Genomic DNA, 15,854 nt, shown 5'->3' on the forward strand with positions numbered 1-15,854 from the left:
TACCATTCGTGGTTATTTGCAACAGTGCCAGCGAACTTGCCAGTCTCGAACTCGGCCCCGTGACCGAGATCGAGCAGACGCGCAAGCTGTCGGCCGAAATAGACCAAGATCGTTTCACCCGGATCGACCGCGCCATGGCCGAGGAAGCCGATGCCCGTTTCCTCGACCTTCGCCATGAACCGGCAGCGCCGAGGCGGCAGTTCGAGCGCACCCTACGCCTGCATCGTCTTACCAAGCTGGAGAAGATGGGACTGGCGACCGAGCACGCGCCCGGCGTTTGGGAATTGAGCAAGGACATGGAACCGGCCCTGCGCGAGCTTGGAGAGCGGGGCGACATTATCCGCACCATGCAGAAGGCGCTCGGCCCGCAGGGCGGCGAACGCGATCCCATGAGCTTCCAAATCCATGACGGAGCGCCCGAGACGCCCATCGTCGGCCGCGTCGTGGACAAGCACCTGTCCGACGAACTGGGGGAGAACCTGACCGTTGTGGTGGACGGCATCGACGGCCGCACGCACCACATCGCCGGCATCGCGCTCGAGCGGCTCGAGGACGCCCGCATCGGCAGCGTCGTCCAGCTCGGCCCCGCCGAGGCGGCAGCCCGGCCGTCCGACCGCACCATTACCGCCATTGCAAAGGACGGCATCTATCGGCCGAGCCGCCATCTGGAGCAGGCCAAGTTCGAGGGCCGCGTTCCAGGCGGCGACTATGAGGGCTATGTCGATGCCCATGTGCGCCGGCTGGAGGCGCTACGCCGGGCCGGTATCGTCGAGCGGATCGACGCCGACCAATGGCGCATCCCCGATGATCTGGTCAGCCGTGCCGCCGCCCATGACGCCGGCCGAGACAGTCAGGCCAGCGTTCGCGTCCTTTCCCCGGTCGATCTGAACAAACAGATCGGATCGGACGGCGCGACCTGGCTGGACCGGCGGCTGATCCACGGCGAGACGGCCGACCTTGCGCCAACCGGCTTCGGGCAACAAGTCCGCGAAGCCATGGACCAGCGCCGCGAGCACCATATCGAACAGGGCGACGCCACCCGCAGCCGGGACAGCCGCGTCTTCTACCGGCGCAACCTTCTCGCCATCCTGCGGGAGCGCGAGGTAGCCGGCGTCGGATCGGATATGGCTTTGAGTAAGGGCCTGCCGTTCCGCGCCGCCACGGACGGCGAGAGCGTCAGCGGCAAGTTTACCGGAACCGTGCATCTATCGAGCGGCAAGTTCGCCGTGGTCGAGAAATCCCATGAGTTCACCCTTGTCCCGTGGCGGCCGATCATCGACCGCCAACTCGGCCGCGAGGTTATGGGCATCGTGCAGGGCGGGTCGGTGTCGTGGCAGTTAGGGCGGCAGAGGGGGCTGGAACGCTGAGTGCGCCCATGCCGCATTGCGAAGCAAAAGATAATCGGATAAAATGTAGCAATTCATATTCGTAAGCGTGGAGTAATCAGATGGGAAATTCCAAGTCAGCAGACAAGTAAGCCGCAACAACCAGTATTGTTGTTGCGGCGCTCTGTAAGGCTAGTCTCATCTGATTGCTGACGAGCAGACGTCGCCCGGTATTCCTTAATCGAGGGTTGATTCGTCATGACCACCACACGCCCCGCGTGGGCCTATACGCTGCCGGCAGCACTGCTGCTGATGGCTCCTTTCGACATCCTCGCTTCACTGGCGATGGATATTTATCTCCCTGTCGTTCCAGCGATGCCCGGCATCCTGAACACGACGCCCGCTATGATCCAACTCACGTTGAGCCTCTATATGGTGATGCTCGGCGTGGGCCAGGTGATTTTTGGTCCGCTCTCAGACAGAATCGGGCGACGGCCAATTCTACTTGCGGGCGCAACGGCTTTCGTCATTGCGTCTCTGGGAGCAGCTTGGTCTTCAACTGCACCGGCCTTTGTCGCTTTCCGTCTACTTCAAGCAGTGGGCGCGTCGGCCATGCTGGTGGCGACGTTCGCGACGGTTCGCGACGTTTATGCCAACCGTCCTGAGGGTGTCGTCATCTACGGCCTTTTCAGTTCGATGCTGGCGTTCGTGCCTGCGCTCGGCCCTATCGCCGGAGCATTGATCGGCGAGTTCTTGGGATGGCAGGCGATATTCATTACTTTGGCTATACTGGCGATGCTCGCACTCCTAAATGCGGGTTTCAGGTGGCACGAAACCCGCCCTCTGGATCAAGTCAAGACGCGCCGATCTGTCTTGCCGATCTTCGCGAGTCCGGCTTTTTGGGTTTACACTGTCGGCTTTAGCGCCGGTATGGGCACCTTCTTCGTCTTCTTCTCGACGGCTCCCCGTGTGCTCATAGGCCAAGCGGAATATTCCGAGATCGGATTCAGCTTTGCCTTCGCCACTGTCGCGCTTGTAATGATCGTGACAACCCGTTTCGCGAAGTCCTTTGTCGCCAGATGGGGCATCGCAGGATGCGTGGCGCGTGGGATGGCGTTGCTTGTTTGCGGAGCGGTCCTGTTGGGGATCGGCGAACTTTACGGCTCGCCGTCATTCCTCACCTTCATCCTACCGATGTGGGTTGTCGCGGTCGGTATTGTCTTCACGGTGTCCGTTACCGCGAACGGCGCTTTGGCAGAGTTCGACGACATCGCGGGATCAGCGGTCGCGTTCTACTTCTGCGTTCAAAGCCTGATAGTCAGCATTGTCGGGACATTGGCGGTGGCACTTTTAAACGGTGACACAGCGTGGCCCGTGATCTGTTACGCCACGGCGATGGCGGTACTGGTTTCGTTGGGGCTGGTGCTCCTTCGGCTCCGTGGGGCTGCCACCGAGAAGTCGCCAGTCGTCTAACCGACGACTGGTAGCAGGCCCGCTCCGATGCGGCGCACTAACCATCGAAACCTCGTGAATGTCGGTATCCTGTCTGGCAGGATACCGCTCATTTCCCTTGTTCAGTTCATCGCCGTCGCCGAGCATCTGAATTTTCGGCATGCGGCCAAGGCACTTGGTATCAGCCAGTCGAGCGTCAGCGCGCGTGTGAAAGCGCTGGAGGATAACCTTGGTGTCCTGCTATTTGAGCGCCATGCGCGGGGCGTTCGGCTAACAGACGCAGGCAGGCACTTCATGGAGCGTGTCACGGCGGGTGTCGATCAACTCGATCACGCAGTGAAGACCGCAGGCATGACAGCTCAAGGAGAATACGGCCGGCTTCGCATCGGCATCCATGCCTTAATCCCACGCAGCTTTCTCACGGAGCTGATCCGTCATTATCGGGAAGAACATACGGGCATTGAGGTTGAGATCACCGAAGGCACAGCCCGCGATGCGGTGATGCAGCTTCGTGCTGACCAGCTCGACGTGGTGTTCGTCGCGGGCAAGCCCGAGATGCCCGACTGCCATACCCGACCGATCTGGACCGAACCGCTGGTGGCCGTGCTATCGGATGGGCATCGCCTCGCCGGGCAGTCCGCAATCACTTGGTCCGATCTGGTCGGCGAGACTTTCATTGTTCGCTATGGTGGCACCGGCCCGCAGGTCCATGACCATATCGTGCTGCGCCTTGCCGGGCGTTGGCCCGCACCGTCGATCCGGCGCTTTGATGTGGGGCGCGACACGCTGCTATCGGCACTGTTGCAAATAACCACGAATGGTAAGCTGAAGACTGTTTTAGCTAAAGGTGCAGCATATGAATCCTTTCCATGGTCGGCATTTTCAGGGCGAAATCATTCTTTGGGCTGTGCGCTGGTATTGTAAATATGGCATTAGCTATCGTGAACTGCAGGAAATGCTGGCCGAACGGGGTGTGAATGTTGATCACACGACTATTTACCGTTGGGTTCAACGTTATGCTCCTGAAATAGAAAAACGTTTACGCTGGTATTGGCGTAATCCTACAGATCTGAGCTCGTGGCATATTGATGAAACCTATGTAAAAGTGAATGGACGATGGTCTTATCTGTATCGTGCAGTCGATCAACGTGGCGATACCATTGATTTTTATCTTTCTTCTAGACGTAATACCAAATCAGCATATTGTTTTCTTGGAAAAATTTTAAATAATGTGAAGAAGTGGCAAATTCCACAAGTGATCAACACGGATAAAGCACCCACATATGGACGTGCTTTATCACGGTTAAAACGGGAAGGTAAATGTCCACCAGACCTTGAGCACAGGCAGATTAAGTTTAAAAATAACGTGATTGAATGTGATCATGGCAAGCTAAAGCGGATCATCAGGGCCACATTAGGATTCAAATCTATGAAGACGGCTTATGCCACAATTAAAGGTATTGAAGTCATGCGTGCACTACGTAAAGGACAAGCATCGTCATTTTATTATGGTCAGCCTCAGGGTGAAGTGTGTCTAATCAACAGGGTTTTCGGTCTCTAAGTACTTTTTAAAGGGAACATCATCGACTCAAATCTCTATTTGCAACAGTGCCAGAAATTTTATGTTAAATGATTGTTAGAAATGCCCCTTGATCGAGGCATTTTCTATAAAGAATACTAAAAACTAATTAAAGCCAACCAAGTTTCAAAACAAGGCAGTTCTCAGCAATCATATTTTTAAATTATATAACTCCCAACTGAGCTTTTGCTCCAACGATAAGGCTTTCATTTTGAGTTTCTAAGGCAAATAAACCATACATCAAAGGAGAGGCCGCTGCTCTTTCTAAAGTCTGTTCATATAGTTTATTCCAAACTTTACCCCCTAGTTTTTCATACTCGATGATTAGAGTTTTGAGGCTTTCTTCTCCAAACAAAGTTACATGCCCAGCAAAATCAATCGCTGGGTCATCTATATGGGCTGTTGACCAATCAATAACGCCTGAAACAGCTCCATCCTTTGAAGCTAGTACATGCCCAGCATATAAATCGCCATGTATAAATTGGGTGAAATCTGCCCATAGAACATCATTATCCAACCATTTTCTGTAGCGGGTTTCCAATTGCTCACTTATACCAATTTCAGATTTTACTAACTGCAAATTGTTTGCTATTTCAGGTCTTAAATCTGAAGGTTTCATAATTTTCAAATCATTTTCCCGAACTTCTTTTTCAGGAATACTATGGATTTCAAATAAGGTTTTTGCCAAAGATGTTATGTATTTCGGGCTATCTTTGTCCATATTCCAAATTATTTCATAGGTTTCAGCATCCAAATTTAAAACAGGATTATCTTTAAGTATGGGATAAGCCACTAATTCTGTAGATGAAATTCTCCAATCAGGAACCTCTACAGAAAGATGTTTTTTTACCAATTCTAAAATGCGTTTTTCTTTCTTGATTTGTTCCCTCATGCCATCACGACGAGGAATACGCAGCAACCATTGTTGCCCCTTTGTATCAAGAGCAAAAACGACCTTAAAATCAATGCCCATTTCATTGAAATTCATTTTGTCCGTAAGCAACAAGCCGTGTGCTTCAGCAAGTGATTGAATATCTTGAATTGTCATTTTTAATTTCCTTTAAAGAGTTCAATAATTAATGTTCGGATTAGATTGGCTATCATTAACAATCTCTCTCAAAAGTCTTGATGATTTTGTGGTCTTTGATCTCGTAGATAATGTCAGCAATATTATCGACCAATTGCTTGTCATGAGATACGAAGATAATAGTTCCTGCATAGGACTTCATCATTGTTTCTAATGCGGCAATACTTTTTAGGTCAAGATAGTTTCCTGGTTCATCCATAAGCAAAATATTATATTTTCCTAAAAGCATTTTGGATAAAAGCAGTTTGATGATTTCACCTCCCGATAAGTCGGATAAGTTTTTTTGAATATCATTCGCTCCGATCCCCATTGAAGCCAATACTGCACGAATTTCCGCAACTGTGTACTCGCACTCTTCCTGCATAAAGGAGAGCACAGATTTATGCGTGTTAAATTTATATCCTGTTTGTGTAAAGTAGCCAATTTCAGCTTTTGGAGATATGGTTAATCCATCAGCACGTTCTGATATCATTTTTAACAAGGACGTTTTCCCTGTTCCATTCGATCCAGTTATAGCGACTTTAGCGCCAAGCGGTATTATAAAGTTAGCGTCATCAAAGATAGTACGGCTACCAAATTTTAAGCTCAGACCATCTGCCGTAATCGGGAACTTATTGTGCAGTTCTAGGGCTGAACTTTGACGAAAACGAATAGAACGCAAATGCTCTGGTGCTTGAATATCTTCTAATGCAGCCAAACGCTTTTCCATACTCTTAGCTGCCTGATACAGTTTTCTTTGCTTGGTGCCAGTCATTTTTGCATGCCCAAGTCGTCCAGCACTTTCGGTAGAGTTTTTGGATTTTTCTCCTTTTTTCTTATTGTCTAATCGATTAGCTTGCTGGCGTTTTTCTTGCACAGCAGATTCTAATCGCTCCCGTTCCTTCATCATCAGCTCATATTCTACGGCTTGGTGTTGTCGCTCTTCTTCTTTTTGACGCAAGTAATCCGAGTAACCACCCCAATATTCCGTAATTTTACCGTCTTTTAACTCCCATATCTTGTCTACAACCATATCAAGAAAATATCGGTCATGACTGATAACAAGTAATGCTCCATCAAATGCTTTAAGTTGACCAATAAGTAGATCTATTCCATTGAGATCAAGGTGGCTGGTTGGTTCATCCGCTAGAATGCCATGTACTTGTTGGGAAAATGCGGCAGCAATTTTTGCACGAGTTTCCTCTCCGCCACTCATTGTGTCGTTTTGTACATTGGAAACACCAAGGCGAGATAACATTGCCCGGTCTTCGACCGTTTCTATTTCGATTCCGCCCAGTTGGCTGATATGTGCAAAATCACCAAAACGCTGTAATGTCGCTTCGGCTAAAACAATTTCGCCATTAAGTACTTTGAGTAAACTACTCTTTCCTGCTCCGTTATCACCCACAAGACCAATACGGTCATAAGAGTGAATTTCCAATTCATCAATATCCAAAACATCACGCCCAGCATAATCCAAGCGTATGTTTCTCGCTTTAATAATTAAACTCATTTTTATTTACTCCTGTTTAGCTCTTGAAATTTTTTATGCAGCAAACAGGATTTAGGTGAAAACAAAAGCTAGCATCACAGTGTCCTCCCAAAAAAAAAGCTATTCATCCACAGGGTGGACAAATAGCTAGTCAATTAAGTTATAACTGGAAACTATGCACTAAAAGCATACTTATAAATTAAGCATACTTTTACTTTATATATCCGCATATATTCTTAAAGACACAACAAAAGCCCACCATTATAAAATAGTGTCACTATGCAAATAGTTGTGTCTTAACGAATGCGGATAGAATGCATAAACTTACCTAAAAAATAAAATTCAGTTTTATGATAACTTTACTGTTAAAAGAAGTCTAGACAACCTTGTTTTATGCTTGGATATAAGGCTTATTTTAAAATAATAGTAGTGAAGATTTTCTAAAATTAACATAATACACCTTATACGAAATAAAAATGGGAGCCTTAAGCTCCCATTTTTTAAGTAATTTTTTCAAATAAGGCTTGGGTGAGCATCTAAAATTCGAATCAATGTAGCTGCTGGTCCAGTTGGATAGCGTCGTCCCTGTTCCCAATTTTGCAGGGTACGGGGGCTAATATGTAGACGTGCAGCAAATTCATTTTGGCTCAAGCCAGTTTTTTCACGTACTTCTTTAATATCAGGCAATTCGAGTTCTGTAACTCGGCTTGCTTTAACTTCTTTACGTTTGATAGCTCCAGCTTCTTTGATTGAAGCAACCAAGTCATCAAATAAGTTGTTATCCATGAAATTGCTCCTTCACGAGTTGGTGCAGAATGGCGGTTTCCTTATCTGTTAAATTATCTTTTACTGATTTTGGATAAGCCACTAAGAAAAAGATCTGATCATCCTCGGTGACCCAATAATAAATCACCCGTATCCCACCACTTTTCCCTTTGTTACCTTGAGCACAACGTACTTTGCGAATACCACCGCCATTCTTGATTAGGTCACCTCTATCAGGCTGTACCAAAAGATCTTGCTGAAGTTGACGATATTCCTCATCAGATACAAGGTCTTTAATTTGCTTGGTAAAGATGCTGGTTTCAATAAATAACATGGACTCTTTATACGTCAATGGCGTATTTGAATTTTAGCAGTTTCCATAACAAAAAACGAGAGCTGGTAGATCTCTGTTATTCACCAATTAAAATGTCTATGCGATAAACCATTTAAAATGTCCTGTTTTTAACCATAAGAGTCAAGCACAGGATTTAAATTTCTTTGTTCAATAACAGCTTTCTGAGCTTTACGGCTCGGCATACTTTTCTTGAGACGGGAACGTTTATTCTGTTTTTCCAACTCTTCGTGTTGTTGTTGAATATGAGCTAGGACTGCGCCTAACCGTTTATTCTCAACCACTTCATTTTGCTGCAGTCCAGCCAGTTTATTGAAGACGCTATAGTTGATCTTCCGTCCTTCATGCATGATGGCCACAGTGCCATCTGGATACTCCAGAAATGAAATGTATTGCCCAACCAGCTTATGATTCAGTACTGTTGGCTCAAGCATATAAATACATTTGTCATAGGTGATGGTCAGATTCTTAGTGACCTTACGTGGTTCCTGCCAGGTGAAAATATCCTCCAGTTCAAGATCAGATTCGGTTAAAGGGCGATGCAAGTTCTTGGAATTTCTCGCACACTTGGCGAACTTCTGATTGAAATGCTCAATAAAGCAGGGCAGCCATGCATTGGCTTCGGCAATCGAGCAGATGCCTTCCAGGCGCATCTCCTTGATCAGACGATCCTGCAGTGTCCTGTTAGCACGTTCCACACGACCTTTGGCCTGTGGGGAGTTGGCAAAGATAATATCAATGTTTAACTCATTCAGAATCCTGCCAAATTGTGTGATCTGACTGTCCTGACTGGATTTCTGGTTCACTCTGAATACCGAATGTTTGTCACTATAAAAGGCCAGCGGCTTGCCGTATTGTTCAATGTAGGCTCGGGTGGAAAGCATATAGTCAAAGGTGGTTTCAGCCTCACAAAAGCGCAGATGCAACAGCTTTCCAGTGGCATCATCGATATAAACCAGCAAGCAGCATTTTGCAGCTCGACCTTCAAACCAGTCATGATATGAGCCATCAATTTGGATCAGTTCACCGAAGCAATCCCGCTTATATCGAGGCTGATATGGCCGTTTCAGACGCTTGGATCGCGGAATCCAGAGTTCATTGGCAGTCATCCAGCGACGAACCGTTTCCACAGGAATATTCAGGTCAAACATGCTGCTGAGCTTCTCATGCGCCAAGGTTGGGCCAAAGCCCAGCAGATGTTCAGAAATAAGGGAAAGGCATTCAGACTTTACGGCTTCATCATGGCGACGATGACCCGGTTGACCACGACTGGCATGTGTCAGGCCTGAAATACCGTCTTGCTTGAGCTTGTGCAATAACCGGGTAATTTGACGGGTTGAAAGATTCAGAATTTCAGCAGCACGGACTTGTGTAATACGTCGATCTCGAACATCTTGCAGCACTGCAATACGTTGTATTTCCTTGTCAGACATAGTGATCAGCATCTCGATTCATATCCAGTCCATGATGTTGATGCGCATCATAGACCAGACATTTTTATTGGTGAGAATACAGACACTTTAAATGGTTTCTAACACAAGCATTACGTATAACGTGTATTATGTTAATTTTAGGAAAAGTGAAAAATAATCTACAATAGAATCTACGAAAAATTGGCCATCAATTATGCCTGATTTCTCCAGTGGAAATAATTGGATTGTGAGATCCCCCACTCAAAATCATAAATTAGAAAGAATTGAAGCATTTCTTTCCAATTATGCTTATAAACCTCACCGACATGATACTTATGCTATTGGCAGGACTCTTTCCGGAGTTCAAAACTTTCATTACAAAGGTACATTGCAACATAGCTTGCCAGGCATGACTATGGTTCTACACCCGGATGAAAAGCATGATGGTGAATCAGGAACATTAGATGGCTATCGCTATAGAATGATTTACATCGAACCAGCGATGATCCAAACCATTTTAAAGGGTAAACCTTTGCCTTTTATCAGACATGGCTTAAGTAATGATATTCGCCTGTTTAGGGCAATGGATAGCTTTCTAAATAATATAAATAATTATATGGATACCCTAGAAGAGGAAGATGCTCTATTTGATTTGGCAACTACACTGTGTGAAATTTCAGATACTTCATCTAACCAAAACAAAAAATTTGACTACAAGGCAGCAGAGAGAGCGCGTGAGTGTATTTTGGCGTATCCACATGAAAACTTAAGTTTGTCAGATTTAGAGAAACATGCTGATCGTGACCGCTGGAGCCTTTCTCGTGATTTCCGATTATTATTTGGAACTAGCCCACACCGTTATATGATCATGCGTCGCTTAGAAACAGTTAAGTTCTACCTTGCTCAAGGGGAGTCTATTGTTAATGCTGCTTTAAATGCAGGCTTTTTTGATCAGAGTCATATGACCAGACATTTTATAAAAACATTTGGTTTAACTCCCACTCAATGGAAAATGATAAATATTAAAAGATAGCCGTTCGATTTGAACGGCTAATTTGTCCTACAGCAGATTTATTCCATTAAGAAAATCTTTGAACATAAAAAGCCCTGATAAAATCAAGAGTATACCCATCAGCTTATTTAGCCGATTAAACCAGATAGGATTAGCAATTTTGTTGCCTAATACTTTTCCAACCAGAGCATAGGTGAATGGTGCGCCAACAGCACCAAGTGAAATCAGTAAAGAAACTATCAAGATCATGATTCCTGTGATTTTGGCTGCAGGGTACATAATTGTCGTAACAGGTAGAATGACGAGAATGGCTTTTGGATTTAATAACTGAATAAATAAGCCATTTAAGAATGTTAGATGGCTTTCTTGCTGTTGAGTTGTTTCTACATTCGCCCTAATCATTTTTATAGCCAAGTAGAATGTATAAATTGCACCCGCTAAAGCAATATAATGAATCAATCCATGTGGAATAACAGCTTCACCTATATAGCCAAACAATACGAATAAGATCAACATGGCGAAACCAATGCCTAGGTAAAATCCTATAGTCTTTTTTAATTGACCTGTAAGGCCAGAATTTAGCCCCATAAAATTTACAGGGCCTGGGCTATACATAACGCTTAATGTATAAAGAAATATTTCCACAGAGTTCACTCAATTAGATAGCAATAAACATCAAAGAGAGAACGGTATCGAGTTATAGGCCTTAAAGATTGTACGTTTGTGCTGAACTAATTAAAAATTTCTATTTAACTTATGTTCACCTAAAGTTCACTTCATAAGTGTATAAAGAAACTATGTATTGTATTTTCAATTGCTTATATAAATATTAGTCTTGGTTTAGAATTTTAAAGTTCATGAACTATGAGAAAAAACTAAGATACGATCAAAATTGTAGAACAACAAAATTATTTATACTAATTTACAAGCCACGCTGTTTAAGCGTGTCATTAAAAAATAAATCTTTTAATCTCTCCACACAATCTCCACACAATCTCCACACAACATCAGCAATTCATAAACACTGCTATTTCAAAATAGTAGTATCTAAAACCCCCCCTCTGAAAAAGCATGTCAACACATTATCATTTAATAGGTTCAATACTTATTACAACTGTACTTTTAATCGGCTGTACACAAGCCAAAGATGCTGAACAGTCCCCAACAGAAATGCCACCAGCGGTTGTCAGTACCATCACGGTATTACCGCATTCCATGAATTTAATTGAAAATCTTCCAGGCCGTGTTGTCGCTTACCGTATTGCTGAAATTCGCCCGCAAGTAGGTGGAATTGTTGATAAAGTACTTTTTAAGCAAGGCTCTTATGTGCAAGCAGGTCAACCGCTTTTTAAATTGAATTCTGAAATATTTCAGGCAGATGTAAAAAGCAATCAAGCCACTTTAAACCGTGCACAAGCTGAGGTGACACGTTTGCAGGTGCTGTTAAAACGCTACACTGAATTAGTAAAAGTAAATGCGGTTAGTCAGCAGGAATACAACAATACCGAAGCAGATTATCAAAAAGCAAAAGCCGATGTGGCGCAAATGCAAGCCATGTTAAGCAGACAACAACTTAATCTTAAATATGCGACTGTTACAGCCCCTATCTCGGGAACGATTGGTGAAATCTTAGTGACTGAGGGTGCATTAGTTGGTCAAGGTGATACTAATGCAATGGCCGTAATACAACAGATTAATAAAGTCTATGTTGATGTAAAGCAATCAATTAGTGATTATGAAAAACTACAGGAAGCTTTACAGCAAGGTGACGTGTCAAATACCAAACATACGGTTGAAATCCTAAATAGTCAGGGTAAACCTTATAACGTTACAGGTGAAATCCTATTTTCGGATACTAAAGTTGATCCTGATACGGGTGATGTCACAATCCGTATTTTAGCCAATAATGAAAATCAAAAACTTTTGCCAGGCATGTATGTTCGAGTCAATATGAGCCGAGCTCAAGTTGAAAATGCGCTCCTAGTTCCAGAACAAGCGATTCAACATGATATTAGTGGTAAAGCCAATGTTACGATTGTTAATCAAAAAGGTTTAGCGCAAAGCAAGCCTGTTCAGCTTGGTCAACGTTATCAAAATAACTATGTGATCAAACAAGGGTTACAAGCAGGTGAGAAAGTCATTGTTGAAGGGGCTGATCGTATACAGCCTGAGCAAAAATTAAAAATTAAGCAGTGGCAACCTACAAATATTAAGGAAAATGGAGGACAGCAATAATGTCCCAATTTTTCATTAGGCGTCCTATTTTTGCATGGGTGATTGCTTTATTTATTATTCTGTTGGGTGTACTAAGCATCCCCAAGTTACCTATTGCACGATTCCCAAGTGTTGCGCCACCACAGATTAGTATTACGGCAATCTATCCAGGTGCTACGCCAAAAACATTGAATGATAGTGTTGTGACCTTGATTGAGCGGGAAATGTCAGGTGTCAAAAACTTACTTTATTACAGTTCAAGTTCAGATAGTTCTGGAACAGCAACAATCACCGCAACATTTAAACCAGGTACAGATGTAGAACTTGCACAAATTGATGTGCAAAACAAAATTAAAGCCATTGAGTCACGCTTACCTCAAACAGTGCGACAACAAGGGCTGATGGTCGATGCTGCGTCGTCTGGTTTTTTAATGATGGTGGGCTTAAGTTCACCGAATGGCAAATATAGTGAAATTGATGTCAGTGACTATATGACTCGCTATGTGATTGAAGAATTAAAGCGGGTTGACGGTGTTGGTAAAGTCCAAAATTTTGGTGCTGAAAAAGCCATGCGGATTTGGGTCGATCCAGATCGTTTGGTTTCTTATGGATTGAGTATTCAAGATGTGAATACAGCCATCCAAAACCAAAACTTGCCGATATCACCAGGTCGTATTGGTGATGTTCCTGCTTTGACGGGGCAACAAATTACTATTCCTTTAACTGCTCAAGGTCAATTAGAAACTGTAGAGCAATTCAAGAAAATTAGTTTACGTGCTCAACAAAATGGCGCCAATGTTCGACTGTCGGATGTCGCTCGTGTCGAAATCGGGGCACAGATGTATAACTTTGCGATTTTAGAAAATGGCAAAGCCTCTACAGCTGTGGCGATACAAATGAGTCCTGGTGCCAACGCTGTCAAGACTGCAGAAGGTGTTAAAGCGAAAATTGAACAGTTAGGTTCAGCACTGCCTGATGGTATGAAATTCTCTATACCTTACGACACTGCACCTTTTGTAAAAATCTCGATTGAAAAAGTAATCATGACATTGCTTGAAGCTATGGCATTAGTTTTTATTGTCATGTTTATCTTTTTACACAATGTTCGATACACCTTAATTCCGGCGATTGTTGCACCGATTGCATTGCTTGGCACATTCTCAGTCATGCTGCTTGCTGGTTTTTCGATTAATGTGCTGACCATGTTCGGTATGGTGCTTGCGATCGGGATTATTGTCGATGATGCGATTGTGGTCATTGAGAATGTTGAACGCATTATGGCGACAGAAGGCTTATCTCCAGTTGAAGCCACATCTAAAGCCATGAAGGAAATTACCAATCCGATTATTGGCATCACCTTAGTGTTAGCCGCTGTATTCTTGCCGATGGCATTGGCGTCAGGCTCAGTGGGGATTATCTATCGTCAGTTCACCATTACCATGTCGGTTTCAATTTTATTCTCAGCTTTCCTTGCACTGACATTAACCCCTGCGTTATGTGCAACGATGTTAAAACCGATTGATCAAGACCATCAGAAAAAGGGTGTTTTTGCATCGTTTGATCGCAGTTTTGAGAAGCTGAACAATCGCTATGAACGCAGTTTATTTAAAGTAATTAAACATAAAACCCTCGCAATGTTATGTTTCTTAGGCATTGTCATTGTGCTGATTTTTAGTTTTAAACACGTTCCGACTGCGTTTATGCCAGAAGAAGATCAGGGGTGGTTTATGACTTCGATTCAACTTCCTGCGGATGCAACTCAAGAACGTACCCGTAAAGTCGTTGCTGAGTTTCAAAATTATTTAGACCAAGAAACGGGGATTAAAGACAATATGGCGGTCTTAGGTTTTGGTTTTAGTGGATCTGGTCAGAATACAGCGATGTATTTTACCAATCTATTGCCATTCGAAGAGCGTACTATTACGGCACAAGAAGTCGTGAATAATGCCAATATAGCGATGGCTGAAAGTTCAGAAGGTCAAACCATGTCTGTGTTACCACCAGCAATTGATGAATTGGGTAACTCATCTGGTTTTTCACTGAGATTATTAGATCGTGGCAATATTGGCATGCCTGCTTTAAGAGAAGCACAAGATCAGCTTTTAGCATTAGCAGCACAAAGTAAAATCGTGGCGGAGGTCTATCCTGAAGGTTTGCCAGATGGCAGTTCTGTACAGCTTAAAATTGATAGAGATAAATTGCAGGCATTAGGTGTTAATTTCAGTGATGTGACCGATATTATTTCAACCTCAATGGGTTCGATGTATATCAATGATTTTCCAAATCATGACCGTATGCAGCAAGTCATTGTGCAACTTGATGCCAAATCACGCATGAGTATTGAAGATATTCTTCAGATTAAGGTGAACAGTCAAAGCGGTAAATTGGTTTCAATGTCTGAAATAATTACTCCAATTTGGCAACATTCCCCACAACAATACAATCGTTACAACGGTCGTCCATCATTGAGTATTTCTGGCAGTCCAGCAGCAGGTATATCTTCAGGACAAGCCATGACTGAGATGGAAAATTTGATTGAACAACTTCCGAAAGGTGTGGGTTATGAGTGGACTGGGATTTCTCTAGAAGAAAAACAGTCGGAATCACAAACCTTGTTTTTATTACTGTTGTCGATGTTAGTCGTTTTCCTTGTCTTGGCAGCGCTTTATGAAAGCTGGTCAATTCCATTCTCTGTGATGCTAGTTGTCCCTCTAGGGTTGATTGGCGCCTTTTTAGCAGTAATGTTACGTGGTATGCCAAATGATATTTTCTTTAAGGTCGGCATGATCACGATTATTGGTCTATCTGCAAAGAATGCTATTTTGATTGTTGAGTTTGCAAAAGCACTAAGAGAAGAAGGAATGGGTTTAGTGGAGGCAACCGTTGCAGCCGCTAAATTGCGCTTACGTCCAATCCTAATGACATCTTTGGCATTTACCTGTGGCGTTATTCCTTTAGTCATTGCCAGTGGCGCTAGTTCTGAAACTCAAAAAGCGATTGGTACAGGCGTCTTTGGCGGCATGATCAGCGCAACAATTCTAGCTGTTATTTTTGTACCGATTTTCTTTATTGTCGTCATGAGCATGGTTGAGAAATTCTCGAAACGTAAAGCGGCACATTAAGCATCAAAACTGAGAATAAAAGCTGTGGGTTAACGAGTTTAGCCCACAACAAATCTTTCATTT

12 protein-coding genes and 1 pseudogene are annotated in these 15,854 nt (G+C 44.1%); 7 read left to right on the forward strand and 6 right to left on the reverse strand.

Annotated features, from left to right (window positions below; genetic code table 11):
- Positions 1-26: 26 nt before the first annotated feature.
- The 4 genes and pseudogenes from ACZ8ZH_RS18325 to ACZ8ZH_RS18340 all read left to right on the forward strand — a co-directional run.
- Positions 27-1,367: pseudogene (locus tag ACZ8ZH_RS18325) on the forward strand (DUF3363 domain-containing protein); the annotation flags it as partial.
- 216 nt (positions 1,368-1,583) lie between these two features.
- Positions 1,584-2,798 (forward strand): chloramphenicol/florfenicol efflux MFS transporter FloR, encoded by a 1,215-nt coding sequence (gene floR / locus ACZ8ZH_RS18330; protein ID WP_000214119.1) that lies wholly within the window; start codon positions 1,584-1,586, stop codon positions 2,796-2,798.
- A 54-nt stretch (positions 2,799-2,852) separates the two neighbouring features.
- Entirely contained in the window at positions 2,853-3,701 is an 849-nt protein-coding gene (locus ACZ8ZH_RS18335) for a LysR family transcriptional regulator (RefSeq protein WP_228160827.1), read from the forward strand.
- The gene (locus ACZ8ZH_RS18340; RefSeq protein ID WP_004897650.1) at positions 3,634-4,338 is read left to right on the forward strand and encodes an IS6-like element IS1006 family transposase; all 705 of its coding nucleotides are present in this window, start codon (positions 3,634-3,636) and stop codon (positions 4,336-4,338) included. The genes ACZ8ZH_RS18335 and ACZ8ZH_RS18340 overlap by 68 nt, the downstream gene beginning before the upstream one ends.
- 181 nt (positions 4,339-4,519) lie before the next feature.
- Here ACZ8ZH_RS18340 and ACZ8ZH_RS18345 read toward each other — a convergent pair whose 3' ends face one another.
- The 5 genes from ACZ8ZH_RS18345 to ACZ8ZH_RS18365 all read right to left on the reverse strand — a co-directional run bounded on the left by ACZ8ZH_RS18345 (position 4,520) and on the right by ACZ8ZH_RS18365 (position 9,476).
- A complete protein-coding gene (locus ACZ8ZH_RS18345) occupies positions 4,520-5,404 on the reverse strand; it encodes an Mph(E) family macrolide 2'-phosphotransferase (protein ID WP_000155092.1) in 885 nt (294 codons plus the stop codon).
- A 55-nt stretch (positions 5,405-5,459) separates the two neighbouring features.
- Entirely contained in the window at positions 5,460-6,935 is a 1,476-nt protein-coding gene (gene msr(E), locus ACZ8ZH_RS18350) for an ABC-F type ribosomal protection protein Msr(E) (protein ID WP_000052512.1), read from the reverse strand.
- 492 nt (positions 6,936-7,427) lie between these two features.
- The gene (gene nadS, locus ACZ8ZH_RS18355) at positions 7,428-7,700 is read right to left on the reverse strand and encodes a NadS family protein (protein WP_000369781.1); all 273 of its coding nucleotides are present in this window, start codon (positions 7,698-7,700) and stop codon (positions 7,428-7,430) included.
- A complete protein-coding gene (locus ACZ8ZH_RS18360; protein ID WP_000897307.1) occupies positions 7,693-8,013 on the reverse strand; it encodes a type II toxin-antitoxin system RelE/ParE family toxin in 321 nt (106 codons plus the stop codon). Before ACZ8ZH_RS18360 ends, nadS begins: the two co-directional genes overlap by 8 nt.
- Positions 8,014-8,141: 128 nt before the next feature.
- A complete protein-coding gene (locus ACZ8ZH_RS18365; protein WP_033917544.1) occupies positions 8,142-9,476 on the reverse strand; it encodes an ISNCY family transposase in 1,335 nt (444 codons plus the stop codon).
- 181 nt (positions 9,477-9,657) lie between these two features.
- Here ACZ8ZH_RS18365 and ACZ8ZH_RS18370 point away from each other — a divergent pair, with 181 nt between their 5' ends.
- Positions 9,658-10,476: an AraC family transcriptional regulator gene (locus ACZ8ZH_RS18370; protein WP_032073151.1), complete on the forward strand. Its 819-nt coding sequence runs from the start codon at positions 9,658-9,660 to the stop codon at positions 10,474-10,476.
- 27 nt (positions 10,477-10,503) lie between these two features.
- Here the strand turns inward: ACZ8ZH_RS18370 and ACZ8ZH_RS18375 are convergent, their stop codons facing one another.
- Positions 10,504-11,100, reverse strand: a complete 597-nt coding sequence (locus tag ACZ8ZH_RS18375) for a LysE family translocator (RefSeq protein ID WP_074163998.1) — start codon at positions 11,098-11,100, stop codon at positions 10,504-10,506.
- Between the two features lie 426 nt (positions 11,101-11,526).
- Here ACZ8ZH_RS18375 and ACZ8ZH_RS18380 point away from each other — a divergent pair, with 426 nt between their 5' ends.
- A complete protein-coding gene (locus ACZ8ZH_RS18380; RefSeq protein ID WP_032073150.1) occupies positions 11,527-12,690 on the forward strand; it encodes an efflux RND transporter periplasmic adaptor subunit in 1,164 nt (387 codons plus the stop codon).
- The gene (locus ACZ8ZH_RS18385; RefSeq protein ID WP_032073149.1) at positions 12,690-15,791 is read left to right on the forward strand and encodes a multidrug efflux RND transporter permease subunit; all 3,102 of its coding nucleotides are present in this window, start codon (positions 12,690-12,692) and stop codon (positions 15,789-15,791) included. The genes ACZ8ZH_RS18380 and ACZ8ZH_RS18385 overlap by 1 nt, the downstream gene beginning before the upstream one ends.
- Positions 15,792-15,854 lie beyond the last annotated feature (63 nt).

This window comes from Acinetobacter sp. SW-226 (assembly GCF_055632855.1).

What these genes read in the sequence shown, in the direction of transcription:
- ACZ8ZH_RS18380 (WP_032073150.1), top strand. Translation starts at nt 11,527, where the DNA reads ATGTCAACACATTATCATTTAATAGGTTCAATACTTATTACAACTGTA.
- ACZ8ZH_RS18365 (WP_033917544.1), bottom strand. Translation starts at nt 9,476, where the DNA reads ATGCTGATCACTATGTCTGACAAGGAAATACAACGTATTGCAGTGCTG.
- ACZ8ZH_RS18340 (WP_004897650.1), top strand. Translation starts at nt 3,634, where the DNA reads ATGAATCCTTTCCATGGTCGGCATTTTCAGGGCGAAATCATTCTTTGG.
- ACZ8ZH_RS18345 (WP_000155092.1), bottom strand. Translation starts at nt 5,404, where the DNA reads ATGACAATTCAAGATATTCAATCACTTGCTGAAGCACACGGCTTGTTG.
- ACZ8ZH_RS18360 (WP_000897307.1), bottom strand. Translation starts at nt 8,013, where the DNA reads ATGTTATTTATTGAAACCAGCATCTTTACCAAGCAAATTAAAGACCTT.
- ACZ8ZH_RS18385 (WP_032073149.1), top strand. Translation starts at nt 12,690, where the DNA reads ATGTCCCAATTTTTCATTAGGCGTCCTATTTTTGCATGGGTGATTGCT.
- floR (WP_000214119.1), top strand. Translation starts at nt 1,584, where the DNA reads ATGACCACCACACGCCCCGCGTGGGCCTATACGCTGCCGGCAGCACTG.
- ACZ8ZH_RS18370 (WP_032073151.1), top strand. Translation starts at nt 9,658, where the DNA reads ATGCCTGATTTCTCCAGTGGAAATAATTGGATTGTGAGATCCCCCACT.
- nadS (WP_000369781.1), bottom strand. Translation starts at nt 7,700, where the DNA reads ATGGATAACAACTTATTTGATGACTTGGTTGCTTCAATCAAAGAAGCT.